15 protein-coding genes are annotated in these 20,321 nt (G+C 60.6%); 5 read left to right on the top strand and 10 right to left on the bottom strand.

Going from position 1 to position 20,321, the window contains the following annotated elements:
* Positions 1–975 precede the first annotated feature (975 nt).
* Both J2Y90_RS10565 and J2Y90_RS10570 read right to left on the bottom strand, forming a co-directional pair.
* Positions 976–1,350 (bottom strand): DUF6124 family protein, encoded by a 375-nt coding sequence (locus J2Y90_RS10565; RefSeq protein ID WP_253499189.1) that lies wholly within the window; start codon positions 1,348–1,350, stop codon positions 976–978.
* Between the two features lie 413 nt (positions 1,351–1,763).
* Positions 1,764–2,732, bottom strand: coding sequence for a LysR family transcriptional regulator (locus J2Y90_RS10570; RefSeq protein WP_024011667.1), 969 nt, complete (start codon positions 2,730–2,732; stop codon positions 1,764–1,766).
* Between the two features lie 282 nt (positions 2,733–3,014).
* Between J2Y90_RS10570 and J2Y90_RS10575 the strand changes: the two genes are divergently transcribed.
* The 4 genes from J2Y90_RS10575 to J2Y90_RS10590 all read left to right on the top strand — a co-directional run bounded on the left by J2Y90_RS10575 (position 3,015) and on the right by J2Y90_RS10590 (position 7,913).
* Positions 3,015–4,514 (top strand): efflux transporter outer membrane subunit, encoded by a 1,500-nt coding sequence (locus tag J2Y90_RS10575; RefSeq protein ID WP_253499192.1) that lies wholly within the window; start codon positions 3,015–3,017, stop codon positions 4,512–4,514.
* 139 nt (positions 4,515–4,653) lie between these two features.
* On the top strand, positions 4,654–6,846 hold the full coding sequence (locus tag J2Y90_RS10580; RefSeq protein ID WP_253499195.1) for an FUSC family protein: 2,193 nt from the start codon (positions 4,654–4,656) through the stop codon (positions 6,844–6,846).
* Positions 6,836–7,036: a DUF1656 domain-containing protein gene (locus J2Y90_RS10585; RefSeq protein ID WP_041479478.1), complete on the top strand. Its 201-nt coding sequence runs from the start codon at positions 6,836–6,838 to the stop codon at positions 7,034–7,036. Before J2Y90_RS10580 ends, J2Y90_RS10585 begins: the two co-directional genes overlap by 11 nt.
* Before the next feature lie 10 nt (positions 7,037–7,046).
* The gene (locus J2Y90_RS10590; protein WP_253499198.1) at positions 7,047–7,913 is read left to right on the top strand and encodes an efflux RND transporter periplasmic adaptor subunit; all 867 of its coding nucleotides are present in this window, start codon (positions 7,047–7,049) and stop codon (positions 7,911–7,913) included.
* 106 nt (positions 7,914–8,019) lie between these two features.
* Here J2Y90_RS10590 and J2Y90_RS10595 read toward each other — a convergent pair whose 3' ends face one another.
* A complete protein-coding gene (locus J2Y90_RS10595) occupies positions 8,020–8,844 on the bottom strand; it encodes an SDR family oxidoreductase (protein ID WP_253499201.1) in 825 nt (274 codons plus the stop codon).
* 35 nt (positions 8,845–8,879) lie between these two features.
* Positions 8,880–9,344, bottom strand: a complete 465-nt coding sequence (locus J2Y90_RS10600) for a multidrug transporter (RefSeq protein ID WP_253499204.1) — start codon at positions 9,342–9,344, stop codon at positions 8,880–8,882.
* Between the two features lie 171 nt (positions 9,345–9,515).
* On the opposite strand from J2Y90_RS10600, the gene J2Y90_RS10605 reads away from it, so the two are divergent.
* Entirely contained in the window at positions 9,516–12,266 is a 2,751-nt protein-coding gene (locus J2Y90_RS10605) for an RHS repeat domain-containing protein (RefSeq protein WP_253499206.1), read from the top strand.
* A gap of 81 nt (positions 12,267–12,347) precedes the next feature.
* On the opposite strand, the gene J2Y90_RS10610 is transcribed toward J2Y90_RS10605, so the two are convergent.
* From J2Y90_RS10610 to J2Y90_RS10635, 6 genes are all read right to left on the bottom strand, one after another.
* Complete coding sequence (locus J2Y90_RS10610; RefSeq protein WP_186568165.1) at positions 12,348–13,799, bottom strand: mannose-1-phosphate guanylyltransferase/mannose-6-phosphate isomerase; 1,452 nt, start codon at positions 13,797–13,799, stop codon at positions 12,348–12,350.
* A gap of 208 nt (positions 13,800–14,007) precedes the next feature.
* Positions 14,008–14,664 (bottom strand): alginate O-acetyltransferase AlgF, encoded by a 657-nt coding sequence (locus J2Y90_RS10615; protein WP_253499209.1) that lies wholly within the window; start codon positions 14,662–14,664, stop codon positions 14,008–14,010.
* Positions 14,665–14,678: 14 nt separating this feature from the next.
* Positions 14,679–15,851 carry an alginate O-acetyltransferase gene (locus tag J2Y90_RS10620; protein WP_253499212.1) on the bottom strand — a complete coding sequence of 391 codons (1,173 nt, stop codon included), beginning with the start codon at positions 15,849–15,851 and terminating at the stop codon, positions 14,679–14,681.
* A 10-nt stretch (positions 15,852–15,861) separates the two neighbouring features.
* A complete protein-coding gene (locus J2Y90_RS10625; protein WP_253499214.1) occupies positions 15,862–17,427 on the bottom strand; it encodes an MBOAT family O-acyltransferase in 1,566 nt (521 codons plus the stop codon).
* Between the two features lie 285 nt (positions 17,428–17,712).
* On the bottom strand, positions 17,713–18,837 hold the full coding sequence (locus J2Y90_RS10630; protein ID WP_123418168.1) for a mannuronate-specific alginate lyase: 1,125 nt from the start codon (positions 18,835–18,837) through the stop codon (positions 17,713–17,715).
* Between the two features lie 8 nt (positions 18,838–18,845).
* Complete coding sequence (locus J2Y90_RS10635) at positions 18,846–20,312, bottom strand: alginate O-acetyltransferase (RefSeq protein ID WP_253499218.1); 1,467 nt, start codon at positions 20,310–20,312, stop codon at positions 18,846–18,848.
* Positions 20,313–20,321 lie beyond the last annotated feature (9 nt).

Below are 20,321 nucleotides of genomic sequence, written 5' to 3' on the forward strand. Positions count from 1 at the left end.
GCAAGCACGCTAACATTTTCTCGCTCGGGTTGTCTTGGCGGCCTCTGGGCCGGCCATGCCTTGGTTGGTTTGGGTGAATATCCGTTTTTGCGGTGTTGCGGCTGGCGGTTTCGCCCTTACGGCGAGGCACTTTTTCCAGACGCCGAAAAAGTACCCAAAAAGGCTTGCTCCTGCGTTCGGCCCTCGCAGGCTCGGGTTCCTTCGCTGCGGGATCGATCCGGACGCAGCGGCTCCGGTTTGCTTCGCTGCACCTCCTTCCGCTGTGTCTGGCTGCGCCAGACGGTCGCTGCGCTCCCACGCCCGGATCAATCCCTCCGCTCAGCCTTCCGAAGTCGCCCGTGGATCAAGATCAACAGCACTGGAGCTAACGCTCATTGTTGAGTGGGGCGGCTTTGCCGCGGGCAGCTGCGCTGCTTTGGTTTTGCTTTTGTAGGAGTGAGCCTGCTCGCGAAGGCGGCCTGGCAGCCGACCTGTTTCTTGCGGTTGTACCCAATCCAACTGCAGGAACAGCCGAAGGCTGCGATCTTTTGCTTTTGCTTTTGCTGTTTTGTGGGAGTGAGCCTGCTCGCGAAGGCGGCCTGACAGCCGACCTGTTTCTTGCGGTTGTACCCAATCCAACTGTAGGAGCTGCCGAAGGCTGCGATCTTTTGCTTTTGCTTTTGCTGTTTTGTGGGAGCGAGCCTGCTCGAAAAGGCGGCCTGACAGCCGACCTGTTTCTCGCTGATGTACTCGATTCAAACTGTAGGAGTGAGCCTGCTCGCGATGACGTCCTCATAGCCAACCCATCTCTGCCAGATTCACCCTGTCCCTGTGAGAGCTGGCTTGCCAGCGAAGGCGGCCTGGCAGCCGACTCATATCTTGCTGATGTACATGATCCAGAATTGTGGGAGCGAGCTTGCTCGCGAAAGCGGTTGATCTGACACCTGGAATGTTGAATGCGCCCAAGCCTTCGCGAGCAGGCTCGCTCCCACGGGGTCAGCTGTGTGTCGGGGATTGGTGGATTTCGTAATTATCCAGCACCCGATTCACCGCCAGTTCCGCCAGCATGATTACCTGCTGGATGGCCAATATCGTGTGCCGCTGTGGGCTGTCGACGTAGGCAGCGATGTCGCTGCTCATGATGCTGGCCGAGGCCAGGGATTCGCAGGCGTGGGCCAGCAGGCTTTCGTTGTCCTGGTCGGGGGCGACCTGGAACATGGTGCTGGGTCTGTGGCTTTGCTGCGTGCTGGCGGAGGGTTTGAGGTAGTGATCCAGCGCACGCTCGGCGGCGTCGTGGAGTTTTTTCGAGTCGGGGGATTGGTAGGGTGAGGTGCTTTCGGATTCGGGGGGATTGGGTGTGGGTTTGAACATGGCAAAGATCCTTTTGGATTAATGGAGCTGCCATATTTCGTTTTCCAGGCGAAAGGGGTGGCAGCTGTACGCGGACTGGAAAAACCGGCAAAGGATCAAACCCGGCAGACCCGAAGGTCTCCCACGTACAGCCGCCATAACTGAATATCGGCGCTGAAAGAGCGCGGCATTATGTCATGTGCTGTGATCCTGCGGGTTTTCCAGACCCGGTCGCTGATTCGTCAGCAACCACCAAATCCTAGCCAGCGCACTTCCGACGGACAACCTGCAAAACCTGTCGGAAACTTCCTTGTAAACGCGTCCATGTAGGAGCTGTCGTAGGCTGCGATTTTTTGATTTTTAAACAGCAAGATCAAAAGATCGCAGCCTCGTTGCACTCGTCAGCTCCTACACGAAGTCAGCGGTGTTTAAAGTCAGGTGGCGACGCGCGCGCCAGCCAGACTCCCGCTCAATTCATACGCGACCAGTTCCGCCTGATGCGCCGCCAATATCTCCGGCAACGATCCGCGCAAATATTCCACCCAGGTCTTGATCTTCGCATCCAGGTACTGCCGCGACGGGTAGATCGCATACAGGTTCAGTTCTTGCGAGCGGTAGTTCGGCATGACCCGCACCAGTGTGCCGTTACGCAAACCTTCGATGGCGGCGTAGACCGGCAGCACGCCGACGCCCATGCCGCTGGTGATGGCGGTTTTCATGGCGTCGGCGGAGTTCACCAGAAATGGCGAGCTGTTGATGGTGACCGTTTCCTGGCCGTCCGGGCCGTCGAAGGCCCATTTCTCCAGCGGGATCACCGGGCTGACCAGGCGCAGGCAGGCGTGGTTGAGCAGGTCGCTGGGTTTCTGTGCGGCGCCGTTGGCTTTCACGTAGGCCGGCGAGGCGCAGACGATGCTGTAGGTGATGCCCAGGCGCTGCGAGACGAAGCCGGAATCGGGCAGTTCGCTGGCGAGCACGATCGAGACGTCGTAGCCCTCGTCGAGCAGGTCCGGCACGCGGTTGGCCAGGGTCAGGTCGAAGGTTACGTCGGGGTGGGTCTTGCGGTAGCGGGCGATGGCGTCGATGACGAAGTGCTGGCCGATGCCGGTCATGGTGTGCACTTTCAGCTGGCCGGCCGGGCGCGCGTGGGCGTCGCTGGCTTCCGCTTCGGCTTCCTCAACGTAGGCGAGGATCTGCTCGCAGCGCAGCAGGTAGCGTTTGCCGGCCTCGGTCAGGGCGATGCGCCGGGTCGTACGGTTGAGCAGGCGGGTTTGCAGGTGGGCTTCCAGGTTGGAGACCGCGCGCGAGACGTTGGCGGTGGTGGTGTCCAGTTGCACGGCGGCGGCGGTGAAGCTGCCCGCTTCGGCAACACAACTGAAGGCGCGCATGTTTTGCAAAGTGTCCATGGGGTGCTCTCAAGGGAGATGGCAAATTGTGACACGAAGTTTCGGAGGCTGAGACCCCCGACCAAGGGATTATCTCGTTAACCGTAACAAAGATTCACAGAAATCCCAGCTTATCGCCGCAGAGGCACCTCCATAGAATTGCGCCGGTCCCTGGGTAGGAGCTGCCGAAGGCTGCGATCTGTTGATTTTGTTTTAAGGGAAGCAAGATCAAAAGATCGCAGCCTTCGGCAGCTCCTACAGGGACCCCGACCCGCCTTATCCTCTTCTCAGGAATTCGCAGCTGTGCCGCGTCACATCAACAGAGCGCTTTTGCCGCTCAGTGTTCTGGCTTTAACCCTGGCTCTCGGCGGCTGCATCTCTACCCAAGGCATTGCCCCACACGGCGAGGCGCTGGAGGCCGATTCACTGGCCACTGACGCGGCCATTGCCGAGGCCGCCAAAGACGCCCACTGGCCCACCGCCCAATGGTGGCAGGCGTTTGGTGATGCGCAACTCAATCGCTGGATCGACCTCGCCGTGCAGGGCAGCCCGAGCATGGCCATGGCCGCCGCGCGGGTGCGTCAGGCCAAGGCCATGGCCGGTGTTGCCGAAGCGGCTGAGGCGTTGCAGATCAATGGCGAGTCGAGCCTCAAGCGCCACAACTGGCCGACCGATCAGTTTTACGGCCCCGGCGAATTGGCCAACACCACCACGTGGGACAACAACGCCGCGCTTGGCTTCAGCTACGCCCTCGACCTCTGGGGCCGCGAGCGCAATGCCAGCGAGCGGGCGGTGGATCTGGCGCATGTGAGCGTGGCGGAGGCGCGACTGGCGCAGCTGGAACTGCAGAACAACATCGTCCGTGCCTACATCGAGTTGTCGCTGCATTACGCCCAACGCGACATCGTTGCTGCAACGCTCGAGCAACAACAGCAGATTCTCGATCTGGCGCAGAAACGTCTCAGCGGTGGCATTGGTACGCACTTCGAAGTCAGCCAGGCCGAAACGCCGTTGCCGGAAACCCATCGCCAACTCGATGCGCTGGACGAGGAAATCGCTCTGAGCCGCAACCAGATTGCTGCGTTGGCCGGCAAGGGCCCGGGCGCTGCTGCGCAACTGCAACGGCCGACGCTGTCCCTCGCGGCGCCATTGAAGTTGCCCTCGGCATTGCCCGCCGAACTGCTCGGCCAGCGCCCGGACGTGGTCGCCAGTCGTTGGCAAGTGGCTGCGCAGGCACGCGGCATCGATGTCGCCCACGGCGGGTTTTACCCCAACGTCGATCTGGTCGGCAGCCTCGGCTACATGGCCACCGGCGGTGGGGCGCTGGAGTTTTTGAGCGGCAAGAAACTCAACTACAACGTCGGCCCGGCGATCTCGTTGCCGATCTTCGACGGTGGCCGATTGCGCGGCGAATTGGGCGAAGCGGCGGCCGGTTATGACATCGCCGTGGCGCATTACAACCAGACGCTGATCAACGCGCTGAAGAACATTTCCGATCAGTTGATCCGCCGCGAGTCGATGGACAAGCAGCAGGACTTCGCCGCCGAGTCCGTGGCCGCAGCACAGAAGACCTACGACATCGCGATGATCGCCTACCAACGCGGGCTCACCGATTACCTCAATGTGCTGAATGCGCAGACCTTGCTGTTCAAACAGCAGCAAGTGCAGCAGCAGGTCCAGGCGGCGCGGTTGAGTACGCATGCCGAGCTGGTGACTGCCTTGGGGGGCGGCCTCGGTGCCGGTGATGACGTGCCGACAGCCGAGCAGACCCAAGCCCCGAAAACCCCGGCGCTGCTGCGTTGAACACAGCATCCATTGTGGGAGCGAGCCTGCTCGCGAAGAGGGCGTATCAGTCAATGAACATGTTGCGTGACACGCCGCTTTCGCGAGCAGGCTCGCTCCCACAGGTTTCGAGTCCGCATTGCATGCCTGAGTATTTTCAATGACCTCCTTGCCCGCACCCCTGCGCTGGCTGCACTCTCTGGAATGGCGTCGCGGTTTCTTTGACTGGGCACGCAGCGATGGCGTGACCTGGGTGTATATCTTCAAGGTGTTGCTCGCCGCGTTTCTCACCCTGTGGCTGGCGATGCGTCTGGAATTGCCGCAGCCGCGCACGGCGATGATCACCGTGTTCATCGTCATGCAGCCGCAGAGCGGCCAGGTGTTCGCCAAGAGTTTCTATCGCTTCCTCGGCACGCTGGCCGGATCGGCGATGATGGTCACGCTGATCGCTTTGTTTGCGCAGAACACCGAGCTGTTTCTCGGCTCGCTGGCGATCTGGGTCGGCATCTGCTCGGCCGGTGCCGCCCGTTGCCGCAACTTTCGCGCGTATGGTTTTGTCCTTGCCGGTTACACCGCGGCGATGGTCGGATTGCCGGCGCTGGCGCATCCCGACGGCGCATTCATGGCCGCGGTGTGGCGGGTGCTGGAGATCTCGCTGGGGATTCTCTGCGCGACGCTGATCAGCGCCGCGATTCTGCCGCAGACCGCCAGCGCAGCGATGCGCAACGCCTTGTATCAGCGCTTCGGTGTGTTCGCCCTGTTCGTCACCGACGGCTTGCGCGGGCGCGGCAAAGCCGAGGCCTTCGAAGCCAGCAACGTGCGCTTCATTGCCGAAGCCGTCGGCCTGGAAGGACTGCGCAGCGTGACCGTGTTCGAAGACCCGCACATGCGCCGGCGCAACGGTCGCCTCAGTCGTTTGAACAGCGAGTTCATGGGCATCACCACGCGCTTCAACGCCTTGCATCAGTTGCTTGAACGCCTGCGCGGCAATGGCGAAGAACATGTCGTGGCGGCAATCAAACCGGGTCTGCAGGATCTCGCCGAAGTGCTAGACGGCTTCAGCGGTCGCGCCCTGACCAGCCCTGACGCGGCACGTTTGGCCACCGCGCTTTCGATCTACAAGGACGGCTTGCCGACGCGGGTGCGCACCCTGCGCGGGATCTTTCAGGGCACAGGTCCGAGCGAAGCTGAACAACTGGATTTTCACACCGCCTACGAATTGCTCTACCGCTTCGTTGACGACTTGCACAGTTATGCCCAGACCCACGCGTCCCTCGCCGATCACCGTCACGAACGCGAACGCTGGGACGAACCGTTCACCCCGCAAACCAACTGGTGGGCGGCGGCTGCGTCAGGCATTCGTGCTTCATTCATCTTGATCGTCTTGGGCAGTTACTGGGTCGCGACCGCGTGGCCGAGCGGCGCGACCATGACCCTGATCGCCGCCGCCACTGTCGGTTTGTCTGCGGCTACACCGAACCCGAAACGCATGGCGTTTCAGATGGCCTGCGGGACTTTTCTCGGTGCGCTGGTCGGCTTCGTCGAGATGTTTTTCATCTTCCCGTGGATCGACGGCTTCCCCTTGCTCTGCGTAATGCTCGCACCGGTGATCGTGCTCGGTTCGTTCCTCGCCTCGCGGCCGCAGTACGCCGGTGTCGGGCTGGGCCTGCTGATTTTTTTCAGCACCGGTTCGGTGCCGGACAACCTGACGATCTACAACCCCTACACCTTCATCAACGACTACATCGCCATGGTCATGGGCATGCTCGTGTGTGCGGCGGCGGGGGCGATTATTCTGCCGCCGAACAGCCGCTGGTTATGGCAGCGCCTGGAGCAGGATCTGCGTGGGCAAGTGGTCTATGCGATCAGCGGCAAACTCAAGGGCCTGGCCTCGAGTTTCGAGAGCCGCACCCGTGATCTGCTGCATCAGGCGTACGGCCTCGCGACGGGGCAGCCGAAGGTACAAAAGAGTCTGCTGCGCTGGATGTTCGTGGTGCTCGAAGTCGGTCACGCGATCATCGAGTTGCGCAAGGAGCAGGCGATCCTGCCGGTGCACCCGGCCTATGCCGAATCGCAGCCGTGGCGCCAGGCAATCCGCGTGATGGGGCGCGCGCTGGTGCGCCTGTTTCTGCAGCCGAACGCGAGCAACCTCGAGCGCGCGCTGGTGGCGGTCGATCACGCGATCAGCCGCGTCGCCGCCACCGATGAGCCGTTCGCGCCGCACTTCGATACCTCCGCGTTGCGGCGGGTGAAGAGCTATCTGCACTTCATCCGCACCTCGTTGCTCGACCCGCAATCACCCCTTGCCGAATTCGCTCCCGCCAGGCCTGAAGGACTTGCCCATGCCTCGTGAAATTGCGTTCCACGGCGTGTACATGCCGACCATGACCCTGATGTTTTTCGTTGCTGCCGGGTTGGCCTGGGCGCTGGACCGCTTCCTCTCGGGGTTCGACCTGTACCGTTTTTTCTGGCACCCGGCGCTGCTGCGTCTGAGCCTGTTTACCTGTCTGTTCGGCGCCATGGCGCTGACTGTCTACCGTTGAGAACATCTTGATGAAAAAGTTTTTCAGCCTGCTCGCGACCCTGCTCGTGCTGGCCCTGGCGCTTTGGATCGGCCGCACGTTGTGGGAGCACTACATGAACACGCCGTGGACTCGCGATGGCCGCGTGCGCGCCGACATCATCAACGTCGCCGCCGACGTCACTGGCGAAGTGGTCGAGGTGCCGGTGCATGACAATCAACTGGTGAAGAAGGGCGATCTGCTGATGCGCATCGACCCTGAGCACTACCGCATCGCGGTCAGGCAAGCGCAGTCGCTGGTGGCTTCGCGCAAGTCGACCTGGGAGATGCGCAAGGTCAACGCCCACCGCCGCGCCGACCTCGACAATCTGGTGATCTCCAAAGAGAACCGCGATGACGCCAGCAACATCGCCGACGCCGCACTCGCCGATTACCAACACGCCCAGGCGCAGCTGGAGGCCGCCGAACTCAACCTCAAACGTACCGAAGTGCGCGCGGCGGTGGACGGCTACGTGACCAACCTCAATGTGCATCGTGGCGACTATGCACGCATCGGCGAGGCGAAGATGGCTGTGGTCGACATGAATTCGTTCTGGGTTTACGGCTTCTTCGAAGAAACCAAACTGCCGCATGTGAAAGTCGGTGACAAAGCCGATATGCAATTGATGAGCGGCGAAGTGCTCAAGGGCCATGTCGAGAGCATTTCCCGCGGCATCTACGACCGCGACAACCCGGAAAGTCGCGAGCTGATTGCTGATGTGAACCCGACGTTCAACTGGGTGCGCCTGGCGCAGCGCGTGCCGGTGCGCATTCACATTGATGAGGTGCCGGAGGGCGTGTTGCTGGCGGCGGGGATTACTTGCACGGTGGTGGTGAAGCAGACTGCTGCGAACCTCTGAAAGTCGAGTCGCCTTCTTCGCGAGCAGGCTCGCTCCCACAGAGGGCTTCGGTGTGACGCAGAACATGTGTGGGAGCGAGCTTGCTCGCGAAGGGCACGACTCGGTCCTAGAGTTTTGCGCGCAAACCGAAGCGCTTCATCAACGTCGATTCCAGCAAACCCTTGGGCAGCAACGTCGCCAACAACGGCAATGCGCGGCTGCCATTGCCGATGCGGATCAAGCGTGGCGGTTTGCTCTGCTGCACAGCCTTGAGCACCCCGGCGGCAAACTCATTGGCTGGTGTCGGCTTGTCCTGCGACGCCTTGGCCCGCGCGCGAATGCCCTCACGCAGCGGAAACCACGGCGACTGCTCGTTGATCAATTGTTCGGCCTCGTGCCCGGCGTTTTTGGCAAAACTCGATTGAATCGCCCCGGGCTGGACTTCCATCACGCGAATGCCGAACGGCGCCAGTTCCATGCGCAAGGCATCGCTCAACGCATGCACCGCCGCTTTTGAAGCGCAGTAGGCGCCGGCGAATGGCGTGACCAGCACACCGGAAACGCTGCCGATATTCACCACCAGGCCCTGGGTCTGACGCAGCAGCGGAAACAGCGCACGAGTCACGCCGACAATCGAGAACACATTGGTTTCAAACTGGCGCTGCATGGCCGGCACGCCGCCGTCGAGCAACGGCCCCATGGCGCCGTAACCGGCGTTGTTGATCAACACATCGAGGCCGCCATGTTGCTGGTGGAGACGCTCGGAGAGTTGCTCCAGCGCGACGCTGTCGTTGACGTCCAACTGGATGGCATTGAAACCGGCGGCGCTGAGCGCAGCGACGTCTTCGGTTTTGCGCGCACTGGCCCAGACTTCGTAGCCGGCCGCTTTGAACGCGTCGGCGAGGGCGCGGCCAATGCCGCTGGAACAACCGGTAATCAACGCAACGGGCATGGCGCATTCCTTGTGCAAAAAATCAACGGAGGGGATCAGTCGGAGAAACTACCCTGTAAATGCTCGGCACGGAACTCCAGGGTTTGCGGGCGATAGCCGGGGCGTAGCGGCGGCAGCGGCAGGCAGTCTTCCCAGGTCGCGCCGGCCTGCAGTTCGCCGGGGCCGCGATAGCGTGGCGCGGTGTATTGATTGTCGGCCAGGTTGACCGTATCGCCCGGCGCATACGCAGCGATGCGCCAACGCAGTTCGGTCAGCGGTACATCGTTGCCGTTGTTCATTTTCAATTGCAGCGGACGATCGGCCGGGCATTGTTCGGGAGCGTAGGCAATGCGCAGTTCCAGGCGCGCCAGTTGCTTGATCTCGCGGTTGTCCAGCCACAGCACCCACATCGCCACGCAGCCCAGGCCGATAACGGCGGCCACCGATACCGGCAAGGCCTTGGCCGGATAGCGCAGCAGCAGGACGAGCCAGGTGATGACCAGCAAGATGCCGATGAACATGCGTGAACGCTCCGTGGATGAATGCACCCCATCCTACCGAAGGCTTCGCACAATGGATATTCGTGACAGTCAACAACGCACCGTTGGTCGGGACTGTAATTATTGACAGTTGGCGTCCCGACGCGCCTTTGCTCTGATGGACAAAGGGCACGCAGGGAAGGCGAAAGAACCATGGGTATCCACAGCAGAACGCCGATGCTTGCCGTGAACGATCCGCGCGGCTTGGCCATCCTCACGGTCAATTACTGGCGCAACGACGCCTCCGTGGCAAGCGAGCCCAGGATCGAGCGGACGTGGCGTGACGCTGGCGGGCGTGCGCTCAAACAATGGGATGCCCGACTCTGGGCGCTGCAAGCGATTGATCCGCAGGCGCCTGCCAGTCTCACCGCTGTCCATGCCTTGAACGATATCCCGCTGTGCTCGGACAGTACCGATGCGGGAATCCAGGTCCGGTTGCAGGGTTTGGCTGGGGAGCTGCTGTACAGCTGGGACAACCGCGGCACATGCCGCGATATTGAATACGACGACTCGCTGCGCCCGCTCGCGATGTTCGAACAGGGCACTGGCGTGCCTCGACGGTGTGCCGAGCGTTTTACCTATGGTCGCCCCGGCGCGGGCGACGCGCTGCGCAATCAGCTCGGTCAATTGATTCGACACGACGATCCGGCCGGCAGCGTGCTGTTCGAGCAATTCGCAATCACCGGCCAGTGCAACGAAAACATCCGTCACTTCACGCTTGAACCGGTTGCCCCGGATTGGCCGCAAGCCTTGGTCGATCGGCAGAAACTGCTCGAACCCGAACCGGGGGCAACCACGCAATGGCGCTATGCCCCGCTGGGACCTGTGCTCGCACAGCTCGACGCCGGTGGCCACCGGCAGACGTTCGCACTGACGCTCGACGGTCGGTTACGCGGGGTTGATCTACGGCTCAGGCTTCAGACTCAAGACCATCCTGTTGTCAGCGATATTCGCTACAACGCCGAAGGTCAGGTCACCCGGGAACTGGCGGGCAATGGTGTGTTGACCGCACTGAGCTACCGTCCCGAAGACGGCCGTCTGATTACGCGCCATGCTCAGGATCGGTCGGGCAGCGTATTGCAACACCTGCTGTATGCCTATGACCCGATGGGCAATGTACTGAGCATTGAAGACCAGGCATTGTCTGTGCGCTGGTTCGCCAATCAGCGCATCGAGCCGGTCAGTCGTTACCGATACGACAGTCTCTACCAATTGATCCATGCCACTGGCTGGGAGGCCGGCGCTGCCGGTGGTGGACCGACAGCGGTGGCCAATTACACTCAGGACTTTCGCTATGATGCTGGCGGCAATCTGCTCGAGTTGGTTCACGTTGGCGCCCAAAGTCCCGGGCACCAACTGCAGGCGGCGCGCTACAGCAATCGTTGCCTGCCTTGGCGTAATGGTGAGCCGCCTGATGAGGCAGAGATCGGCGCAGCATTCGATGCGCGAGGCAATTTGCTGTTGCTGGATCAGGGACGCCAGTTGCGGTGGAATCTGCGTAATCAGCTGGATTCGGTGGTGGCCGTGCAACGACATTCACGCGCTGATGATTGCGAAAGCTATCTCTACGACGGCGCCGATCGGCGTGTACGCAAAACGAGGTTATCCCTGACCAGCGCACGCAACCTGCTCGCAGACGTCCGTTACCTGCCGGCGCTGGAGTTGCGCATGGACACCGGCACTCGGCAGAGCCTGCAGGTGATCACCGTGCAGACCGGACTCAACAGCGTCCGCGTTCTGCACTGGGAAAGCCCGCCACCGACGGGCGTCAACGATGTCTGCCGATACAGTTTCAGCGATCATTTGGGGTCGCTCAGTCTTGAGCTGGACGCTGATGCGCAGCTGATCAGCCGCGAGCATTTCTATCCGTTCGGTGCGACGGCGTGGGCCGATGAGCCCGAGGTCAGCTACAAGACCGTGCGCTATTCGGGCAAAGAGCTCGACGCAACCGGGCTTTACTATTATGGGTATCGCTATTACATACCGTGGTTGCAACGGTGGCCGAATCCAGATCCGGCGGGGGCCGTTGACGGCCATAACCGCTACCGGGCGATGCGCAACAGCCCAGTGGTCTATCGAGACAGTGACGGCCGTGACCCGGATAAGGCGCAACGCGTATCAAGGGATCGGCGCTATCACGATCTGGCGGATCAAGGACTGGTGAATCCGGTACAGGCTTCGGGCATGCAGCCTGTTCGACGTTTCTTTGAGCATGATCCGAACCCCGATGTTCAGGCCTATCGCAACGAAATACCGATAGCCCTGGCTGAACTTGGTGCCAAGGATAACTCGCTGTTCAACACCCATCAGGCGCACGTTATTGCTGCTGCCCGAACGAATACGGCATCTCCCTCCGGTGCGGTGCTTTATCACTCCGGCGAGCTGGTTTCGTCAGCAATGAGTCAGGTAGTGGGAGAGGAGGTTACCAGTCGAGTGATGGGACCCTTATCGGTTGCTTTTAACAGCCCTGTGGAAAATCCCGACGTATTGGCTGCCAGACGGGGGGCTGTAGCCAAGGGGTTCAAGGTCGGTGGGGAGTTGTTGATGCACGCCTCCAATCCTGCCGTACAGCTGCTTGGGGCGGCGAGTGTTGCCATGGGCAAGGTGATGAATATTTCAGAGGCACAGACGCGTGTTCAACACAAAATGTTAAGCACACCCGTCAATGTGCCGTTGGCAGTTTCTTTAACTACGCCAACTGTAGATTTTCAGTCTTTTAACCTACCTGTTCCTGCGGGGAATCAAGCCCAGTTCCCGGAGCAGCGCACAGCACCAAGCTCATGGGCGCAAAAACTGATGGCTGCCGCTTTTGCTCCGCCGTTGGAGGCTGTTCATGCGGTTGATGGCACCACAGCTGAAGATAAATGGATGAACAGACCTCGTCGAAACTCCGCCCTCGGCTAGATGAAAAAAAAGCCCCCGCCCAGCCCGCTGCGGATAGGGGACGCAACGGGCTGGACGAGGGCTTCTTGTGTCAGCGGGGGATTACTGCGCGATGGTTTTCACCGACACGCCGCGTTCGATCGGGGTGGAGCGGCCGTAGATATCTTCGAAACGCTCGATATCGTCTTCACCCAAGTACGAACCCGACTGGACTTCGATGATTTCCAGCGGGATCTTGCCCGGGTTGCGCAGGCGATGCACCGAGGCGATCGGGATGTAGGTCGACTGGTTTTCGGTGAGCAGGAACACGTTCTCGTCGCAGGTCACTTCGGCAGTGCCGCTGACCACGATCCAGTGTTCGGCGCGGTGGTGGTGCATCTGCAGCGACAGGCACGCGCCCGGCTTGACCGAGATGTGCTTGACCTGGAAACGCCCGCCCATGTCCACCGAGTCGTACGAGCCCCACGGACGATAGACTTCGCAGTGGTTCTGGGTTTCGCTGCGGCCCTGGGCATTGAGGGTGTTGACCATCTGCTTGACGCCCTGGACCTTGTCCTTGTGAGCAATCATCATCGCGTCCTTGGTTTCGACCACGACGATGTTTTCCAGGCCGATTACCGAGACCAGTTTGCCGTTGCCGTGGATCATGCAGTTCTTGCTGTCCTGAATCACCACGTCGCCCTTGCTGACGTTGCCGTTGGCGTCTTTCTCGTTGACTTCCCACAGCGACGACCAGCAACCGACATCGCTCCAGCCGGCGGACAGTGGCACCACGCAGGCGCGCTGGGTTTTTTCCATCACCGAGTAGTCGATGGAGTTGTCCGGGCAGCAGGCGAAGGTGGCTTCGTCCAGGGTCACGGTGTCGGCGTCCTGCTGGCTGCGCTCAAGGGTCAGCAGGCAAGTGTCGTAGATATCCGGATCATGTTTTTTCAGTTCTTCGAGGAAGCGGCTGGCGCGGAACAGGAACATGCCGCTGTTCCAGTAGTAACCGCCGGATTCGACGTACTCGGTGGCACGCTTGACGTCCGGTTTTTCGACGAAGTGCGAGACGCGGCTGACGCCTTCGGGCAGCAGCGAATCAGCGGTGGATTTGATGTAGCCGTAGCCGGTTTCCGGCTTGGTCGCCGGCACACCGAACAGGACCATTTCGCCGTTTTCCGCCGCGACGGTGGCCAGAGCGAGGGCGCGTTGCAGGGCTTTCTGGTCTTCCAGCACGTGGTCGGCCGGCAGGACCAGCATCAGTTCGTCACGGCCTTCATTGACCAGCATCATCGCGGTCAGGGCCACGGCGGGCGAAGTGTTGCGGCCGAACGGTTCCATCAGAATGCGCTGGCATTCCAGATTGCGTGCAGCCAGTTGCTCGTTGACGATGAAACGGTGTTCCTTGTTGCAGACCACGATCGGCGTGTCCATGCCTTCGAACACCAGGCGTTCGAGGGTTTGCTGGAACAGGGTGTGTTCGCCGGTCAGGGCGAGGAATTGCTTGGGGAATTGCTTGCGCGAAAGAGGCCACAGACGCGAACCGCTACCACCTGACAAGATCACCGGAATCATATTGTTTACTCCATAAAATCAATTTGGTTAGAGCAACGAACGTTGTGTCGTTTCACTCTTGTTTTTGTCTCGTGTCCGAAGACGCCGCATCCCTTGTAGGAGCTGCCGAAGGCTGCGATCTGTTGATCTTGATCTTCAAAATCAAAAGATCGCAGCCTCGTTTCACTCGACAGCTCCTACAGGGATCAGCGTCTCTGCGGGAAAAGGGTTAGCGAGTCGACACCGGACGTTTCACCCAGACTGGCGACAGGTTGCTGCCGTTGCCAGTGACGTACAGCACCGCTGCCTCACCACGCTCCAGCGCGACCGGTTTCATGTCGCCGACTTTCTTGTCGCCTTCGTACAGCGCCAGGCTGACTTTCACCGGGTTGATTTCACGTTCGCCACGACCTTTGGCAGCCACGTTCGGCACCACATCGGTCTTGCCGTCGGCGGTTTTCAGGGTCAGCGATTTGTCGCTGAGGTTCTGTACGCGCACCAGGGATTTCTGCTTGTTCTTGAACGGTGGTTCTTCGATCAGTTGCGGCGCGCCGGAAGCGTTGTTGACCAGGGTGTAGTAGTGGTCCCCGGCGAGTTTCACCGGCAGGGTCTGGCTGCCGATCTTGGCGCTGTAGTCGCCGCCCGGCATGAAGCTGAAGTCGCTGCTGGCCAGTGGCGCGATATCGCTCAGGCTGGTGCTGCCGACAGTGGCGCTGACTTCAGCGTTGCTGGCGTTGTAGACACGTACGAAGGTCGAGCCTTTCGGCGCGGTCGGGCCGTACAGTGCAGCATCGCCACCGGCGAAGGCTGGGACGGAAAGCACGCTGAGGCCAGCAACCAGTGCGAAGCTTTTAGCGAGACGACGAGGAGTAGTAGTGAAAGTCATGGTGTACCTCTCTTTCAGTTTTGCGCCCGATCGGGCGTCTCGGATTTAGTGTTGATGGCTACGTTTTGTTGGCGGGCGCCGGCTTGTTTGAGCTCTGCGACCCACTGTGGGTCGGCGTCGCCGATTTCGTTGTTCACAGGCAGATATCGTTCAGGAAACTCCCAGATCAGCACTTGTGGCGGGCTGTTCTTGAAGTCATCGCTTTTCAGGTAGCTGAGCATTGGCAGAATCGGGCCGTGGCCGTCTTCGGCGTAGTTGACGACGTCGCTGTGCAGCGCTTGTTTGAGCGCACCGACGAAGTTCCAGTTGGGGTTGGCGCTGTAGCTGGTGCCGATCAGTGCCACCGGTACTTCGCTGTTGGCGAACAGGGCGTCGTCACCGGCAGGCTGCTCGGCGGCCACGGTGTTGCGTTTGAGCAGAGGCTCAGGCGCCGGCATCATGTTTTCGAACAGCGGATCGAGCGGCAGGAACAGACGCAGATCGCCCTTGTGCGTGACCTTCTCTGCTGGCGTGGTGACGAAGCGCTGTGGCTCGCCGCTCAGCGGGAATTTCTCGGCAATGGTCTTGGCCAGCGTATTGGCTGCGATTTCGGCGCCTTCCGGGGTCCAGTGGGTGTCGGTGCGCAGGAACACTTGCTGACCATTCTGCTTGGCCTGTTGCAGCGGGCCGAGCAGGTCGGGGGCGAGGATCTTGTCGGCAGCGACACGGGCGTGGAAATCCTGATACAGATTCTGGTGAATGCTCGAAGGCTTCACTTCACCCAGATGCTCCGGGTACAGACGCACCTTGGCCGGCACGATCGCCATCACCAGCTTCACGCCTTTCTCTTTCAGGGTCTGGCGCACGCCTTCGACCAGCGCGTAGTTGCCCTGCAGGTTCTGCTCTTCGTTGACGATCGGGTTGAATTCTTCATCGCTGTACAACCACTGGTCGCGGCCGAGCACGACGCCCGGACGACCTTCGTTGAACAGTTTGAAATCCAGCGCGGCCCAGAGGTTGGTGCCCAGGCGCTTGATCGGGAATTCATCGTCGTAGTGGGTTTCCACCGCTTTGGTCCAGCGGCCGTTGAGCACCGTCGCGTCGGCGTTGGTGCTGAAGCCGAAGAAGCTGCGAACCGACCACAGACCGAGGACCAACAGCGTCACCAGGAACAGGGTGATGTAGAAGATGCGTAATGAGCGGGTCATGTCAGATCCCTCAGAACTGGAAGTAAAGGAACGGCGAGAAGCTTTGCGCCGAAAGTTTGAGAATCGAGGCGATGAACAACAGCAGAATCAGCCCGCGCATCACGTAGCGCGACCAGTCCGCGGTCCAGTAGGCCGGTTGCACCTGGGCTTCGACGCCGACGGTGTAGCCAGGTTCATGGATGCTCGCCGGATTTTCACCAGGCGCTGCCTTGATCATTCCCGGGGTCGCAGTGGCAGGGCCATCGGCCTCGACGTTGACTGCAGGTTTGGTCTTGGCTGGCGGCTGATTGGTGTACAGATCACGCAGGCCGAAGAACGCCAGGGTCACGTAAGCCACCACCAGGGTTGCCACTTGCAGACCGGTGAGGCTGGCCTGATTGAGTTCCGACAGCGACCAGTCGCCGAAGCTGAACATTGCACCGTACATGCGCCCGGCAACGTGCAGGTTCTCGGCACGGAAGATCACCCAGCCCATCACCACCAGCAGGAAGGTCAGTGCCCAGCGGATCGGGTTGAGGCTGCGCGGCGAAGTGTTCAGACCGAGCATTTTTTCGATCGCCAGCCACATGCCGTGCCAGGCGCCCCAGATGATGTAAGTGATGTTCGCGCCGTGCCACAGACCACCCAGGAGCATGGTCAGGAACAGGTTGCGATAGGTCATCAGCGTGCCTTTGCGGTTACCGCCGAGGGTGATGTACAGATAGTCACGCAGCCAGGTCGACAGGCTGATGTGCCAGCGGCGCCAGAACTCGGTGATCGACTGGCTGATGTACGGCTGCTTGAAGTTTTCCATGAAGCGGAAACCCATCATCAAGCCTAGGCCGATGGCCATGTCGCTGTAACCGGAAAAGTCGAAATACAGTTGCGCGGTGTACGCCAGCGCACCGAGCCAGGCGTCGCCCGTGGTCGGGTTCTGCAGGGCGAAGCAATGGTCGGCGACCACGGCGAGGGTGTCGGCGATGAAGACTTTCTTGATGAAACCCTGCATGAACCGCGTGCAGCCCTCGGAGAACTTGTCGAGGGTGTGCGTGCGATTGTTGAACTGGTCGGCGAGGTCGCGGAAACGCAGAACCGGGCCGGCAATCAGGTGCGGGAAGATCGCCACGAACGCTGCGAAGTCGATCAGGTTGCGCGTGGCCGGCGTGTCGCCACGGTACACGTCGATGATGTAGCTGATCGATTCGAAGATGTAGAACGAAATACCGATCGGCAGCAGCACGTGAGTGAGGATGAACGGCTCGAGACCGAACGAAGTCATGATTTCGTTAATGCTGTCGACACCGAAGTTGGCGTACTTGAAGTAGCCAAGGATGCACAGGTCGACGGCCACGCCGAGCAGCAGCCAGCGCTGGGCCGGTTTGGTCCGCACACCGGCGGCACCCACCTTGAGGCCGATCCAGTAGTTCCACAGCGTGACCGCTGCGAACAGCGCGAGGAAGTCCACCCGCCACCAGGCGTAGAACACGTAGCTGGCGATCAGCAGCAGCAGGTTGCGATAGCGTTGCCCGCTCAAGTAGTACAAGCCGAGAAAGATCGGCAAGAACAGAAACAGGAACACGTTGGATGAAAATACCATCCCGATCTCTCCATGTTTGAACCAACAGTCAAGGGCCAAAGCCCCCCCAAACCCCCCGTGGTAGTGGAGGGGTGACACAGTGTTTGCTTGAGGTCTGGGCTGGCCTTCAGACCGCGCCCCTCACCCCCCGCCCTCTCCCGGAGGGAGAGGGAGCCTGATCTCCATGGTTTTCAAAAATGGAGATCGACTCGGTATTTCAGGTCGGCGGATTTCTCAAAAGCACCTCGGTCAGTCCCCTCTCCCTCCGGGAGAGGGTTAGGGTGAGGGGCTTTTGCTTTTCGCCTTTCAAGAACCCTTGTTGCCCTTTTCATGCGACGGGTCGTAGACCTTGGTCAGGTCGCCGCCAAGGCGGAAGGTCTTGAACGGTTGCATGTCGCGTTTCTTCTCGATCACGTCCGGCGCACAGGTGTAGAGCGTGCAGAACGGTTCGAGCCAGGCGAATTTCATGTCCTCTTTCAAGTCGGTCATGTCCTGCTTTTTGCCGTTCTTTTCTTCGAACTCGTCAGGGTCCTTCACGCCGGCCAACACACGATCACCCAGACGCTTGAGTGCGCCGTTGTTTTCCTGGCGCAGATCGACCCCGTTGACCTGGGCGAAACTGGCGATCATCGCCAGCGGCGGCAGGGCGTAGTTGTGATAGGCGAGGGCGCGTTGCTGGCGCTTGAGTTCGTTAGGCAGGAAGCCATCGGCGTCGACTTGATTGACGCCAACCTTGTATTCCTTCACCGCCCAATCAAACAGGTCGCGGCGGTTGGTGGCGACGGCGGTGGCCATCACCGACCAGGCAGCCCAGTACGAGTGATTGTTGGTTTTTTCCAGCGGCAGGTTGTCCCAGTCGCTGACCACCTGATCGGCCATTTTGCTGAACCAGGCTTCGATCAGCTGCGCTTCCTGCTGGTGTTGGGCCAGCGGGTGCGAGTCGGAAAACTTCAGGCGAATGTACGACGAGGCCATGCTGCCCAGCGCCCATTTGCGCATCGACTTGCCGGTGTGGTTGAAGTCTTTGGACATCAGCGCATCGGCCTTGGCCCACGCGGTCAGCCAGTTGAGCGTGCATTCGAGCTGCTCCGGGCGACCGTCACGCATGAACTGCATGACGCGCTTGGCAGTGCCGCGCTCCAGCGTGGTGATGTCTTTGGTGGTGTCGCGAAAGGCTTTTTCCGACTGCACGTTCAGCGTTGCGCGAGCCTTGTCGGAACCTTCGTATTTGCTGCGAAATTGCAGCGGACCGGTGTACGGCGCCGGCATCGCGTCGCAGCCGTCGCTGTTGTCGCCGGTCTTGAATTTATCCACCGGGGCGAAGTAGCCCTGCGGTGGACGCAATGGCGCGGCAGCCTGAGTTGCCCCGGCGAACATCGCCAGGCTCAGGAGTGTCGGTGCCAACAGGTTTTTCAGTTTCGGATTTCGCATAGCAGACCTCATTGCCCGAGCTGCGCGGTCTGTTGACCGACGCCCGGGAATACGTTGCGTTTGCAGATTTTCGCTTCGACTTTTTGTGGCGCGGCGCCAGGTCCGGCTTCAGGACCCTGGACTTCGACCGCCAGCAGGTTTTGCGAGGCCCAGTCTTCGTCCGTGCGCAGCTCAAAGGCGAAACGACCGTCGGTGTCGGAGGTTTCCGGTTTCTCGATCTTGATGTCCTCGTGGCGACCGTTCATGTACCAGAGGGTGGCTTGCAGGGTTTTCACCGAGGTGTCGGCGAAGCGGATGTCGACCTGATGACTGGCGTTCTGCAGGTTCAGGTTCTTGCTGTTGACCAGCAGTTCTTGCTTGCTGCCCGGCTTCAGCGTGGTGCTGGCGGACATCTGCGCGTCTTTGCCTTCGCAACCGTTGTCGAGGAGCGCCATCATCTGGCGATAGATGGTTTCCTGGTCGAGGCGATACAGCGGCGAGAATTCCCAGATGAGAATCTTCGGCGGGGTCTTCTGGAATTCTTCGCTGCCCAGGTACTGCAGCATCGAACCTTCGAAACCGCCGCCGGGGAAGGCCACGTTGAGAATGTCGGCGCCGATGGCTTCTTCGAGGAAACCGGCGAAGTTATAGTTCTTGCCGCTGTGCGACGTACCGACCAGGGTGATCTGCGGATTGCCGGAATCGCCGAACAGGTCGCCGTCACCGGCCTCGCCTTTCGGCTCGGTGGTGAACTGGTCCATGTACTGGATCGCGTAGCTGGTGCCACACAGTTGCCCGGCCATGTTGTGCAGGGTGCCGGTCTTGCCCATGCGCCCGGACTTCTTGGTCTCGAATTCACGCTTGGGAATGTCGGCGAAAGCGGGGATCTGCTTGACCTTTTCCGCCACGATTTTTGCCGTGCGCTGAGCGCCGTATGGCGTCCAGTGCTGGTCGCCACGGAAGTAGAAATCGTGGGCGGGCAGGGTGTCCGGCAGCGATTCGTTGGTCAGCGGCGACAGGTCCGGCACCACGTAACCCATCTTGGCGAAACGGCCAAGCATGGTCTTGTAGTTGCCCAGCGCTTTCTCGTAATCGAACGCGGCTTTTTCCTGCGGGTTGAGCTTGTTGCGGTTCACCAGGCCACGGGTCGGCTGGTAGACGATCACCAGCTCCACGCCTTTGCTCTTGAACGCATCGTGCAACTGCTGCAGACGCTTGTAGCCTGCTGGCGTGGTGTTGAACTCGGTGCGCAGGTCTTCCTGGGTACGGAACAGCCAGTCGCCCTGAGCCTGTACCAGCGTGGTGAAGTTCTGCTGATAACGCGTGGTGTAGTTCTTCGCATCATGGGCCGCCGGGCACAGGTTGCAGCACGGCTCGGCGGTGAACTTCGGTGGCGTGACGCTTGCGCCGTCAGCGTCGGCGCGGGCGTTGCCGGCAGCGAGAATGCCGAGGGTCAGGGCCGAGAGGCTGAGCAGTTTGATCATGTGTGGGTGCATAAAAATTAT

The sequence above is a fragment of the Pseudomonas koreensis genome, assembly GCF_024169245.1.
Taxonomy (GTDB): domain Bacteria; phylum Pseudomonadota; class Gammaproteobacteria; order Pseudomonadales; family Pseudomonadaceae; genus Aquipseudomonas; species Aquipseudomonas koreensis_F.

What these genes read in the sequence shown, in the direction of transcription:
- J2Y90_RS10565 (WP_253499189.1), bottom strand. Translation starts at nt 1,350, where the DNA reads ATGTTCAAACCCACACCCAATCCCCCCGAATCCGAAAGCACCTCACCC.
- J2Y90_RS10570 (WP_024011667.1), bottom strand. Translation starts at nt 2,732, where the DNA reads ATGGACACTTTGCAAAACATGCGCGCCTTCAGTTGTGTTGCCGAAGCG.
- J2Y90_RS10580 (WP_253499195.1), top strand. Translation starts at nt 4,654, where the DNA reads ATGACCTCCTTGCCCGCACCCCTGCGCTGGCTGCACTCTCTGGAATGG.
- J2Y90_RS10585 (WP_041479478.1), top strand. Translation starts at nt 6,836, where the DNA reads ATGCCTCGTGAAATTGCGTTCCACGGCGTGTACATGCCGACCATGACC.
- J2Y90_RS10590 (WP_253499198.1), top strand. Translation starts at nt 7,047, where the DNA reads ATGAAAAAGTTTTTCAGCCTGCTCGCGACCCTGCTCGTGCTGGCCCTG.
- J2Y90_RS10595 (WP_253499201.1), bottom strand. Translation starts at nt 8,844, where the DNA reads ATGCCCGTTGCGTTGATTACCGGTTGTTCCAGCGGCATTGGCCGCGCC.
- J2Y90_RS10600 (WP_253499204.1), bottom strand. Translation starts at nt 9,344, where the DNA reads ATGTTCATCGGCATCTTGCTGGTCATCACCTGGCTCGTCCTGCTGCTG.
- J2Y90_RS10605 (WP_253499206.1), top strand. Translation starts at nt 9,516, where the DNA reads ATGGGTATCCACAGCAGAACGCCGATGCTTGCCGTGAACGATCCGCGC.
- J2Y90_RS10610 (WP_186568165.1), bottom strand. Translation starts at nt 13,799, where the DNA reads ATGATTCCGGTGATCTTGTCAGGTGGTAGCGGTTCGCGTCTGTGGCCT.
- J2Y90_RS10615 (WP_253499209.1), bottom strand. Translation starts at nt 14,664, where the DNA reads ATGACTTTCACTACTACTCCTCGTCGTCTCGCTAAAAGCTTCGCACTG.
- J2Y90_RS10620 (WP_253499212.1), bottom strand. Translation starts at nt 15,851, where the DNA reads ATGACCCGCTCATTACGCATCTTCTACATCACCCTGTTCCTGGTGACG.
- J2Y90_RS10625 (WP_253499214.1), bottom strand. Translation starts at nt 17,427, where the DNA reads ATGGTATTTTCATCCAACGTGTTCCTGTTTCTGTTCTTGCCGATCTTT.
- J2Y90_RS10630 (WP_123418168.1), bottom strand. Translation starts at nt 18,837, where the DNA reads ATGCGAAATCCGAAACTGAAAAACCTGTTGGCACCGACACTCCTGAGC.
- J2Y90_RS10635 (WP_253499218.1), bottom strand. Translation starts at nt 20,312, where the DNA reads ATGCACCCACACATGATCAAACTGCTCAGCCTCTCGGCCCTGACCCTC.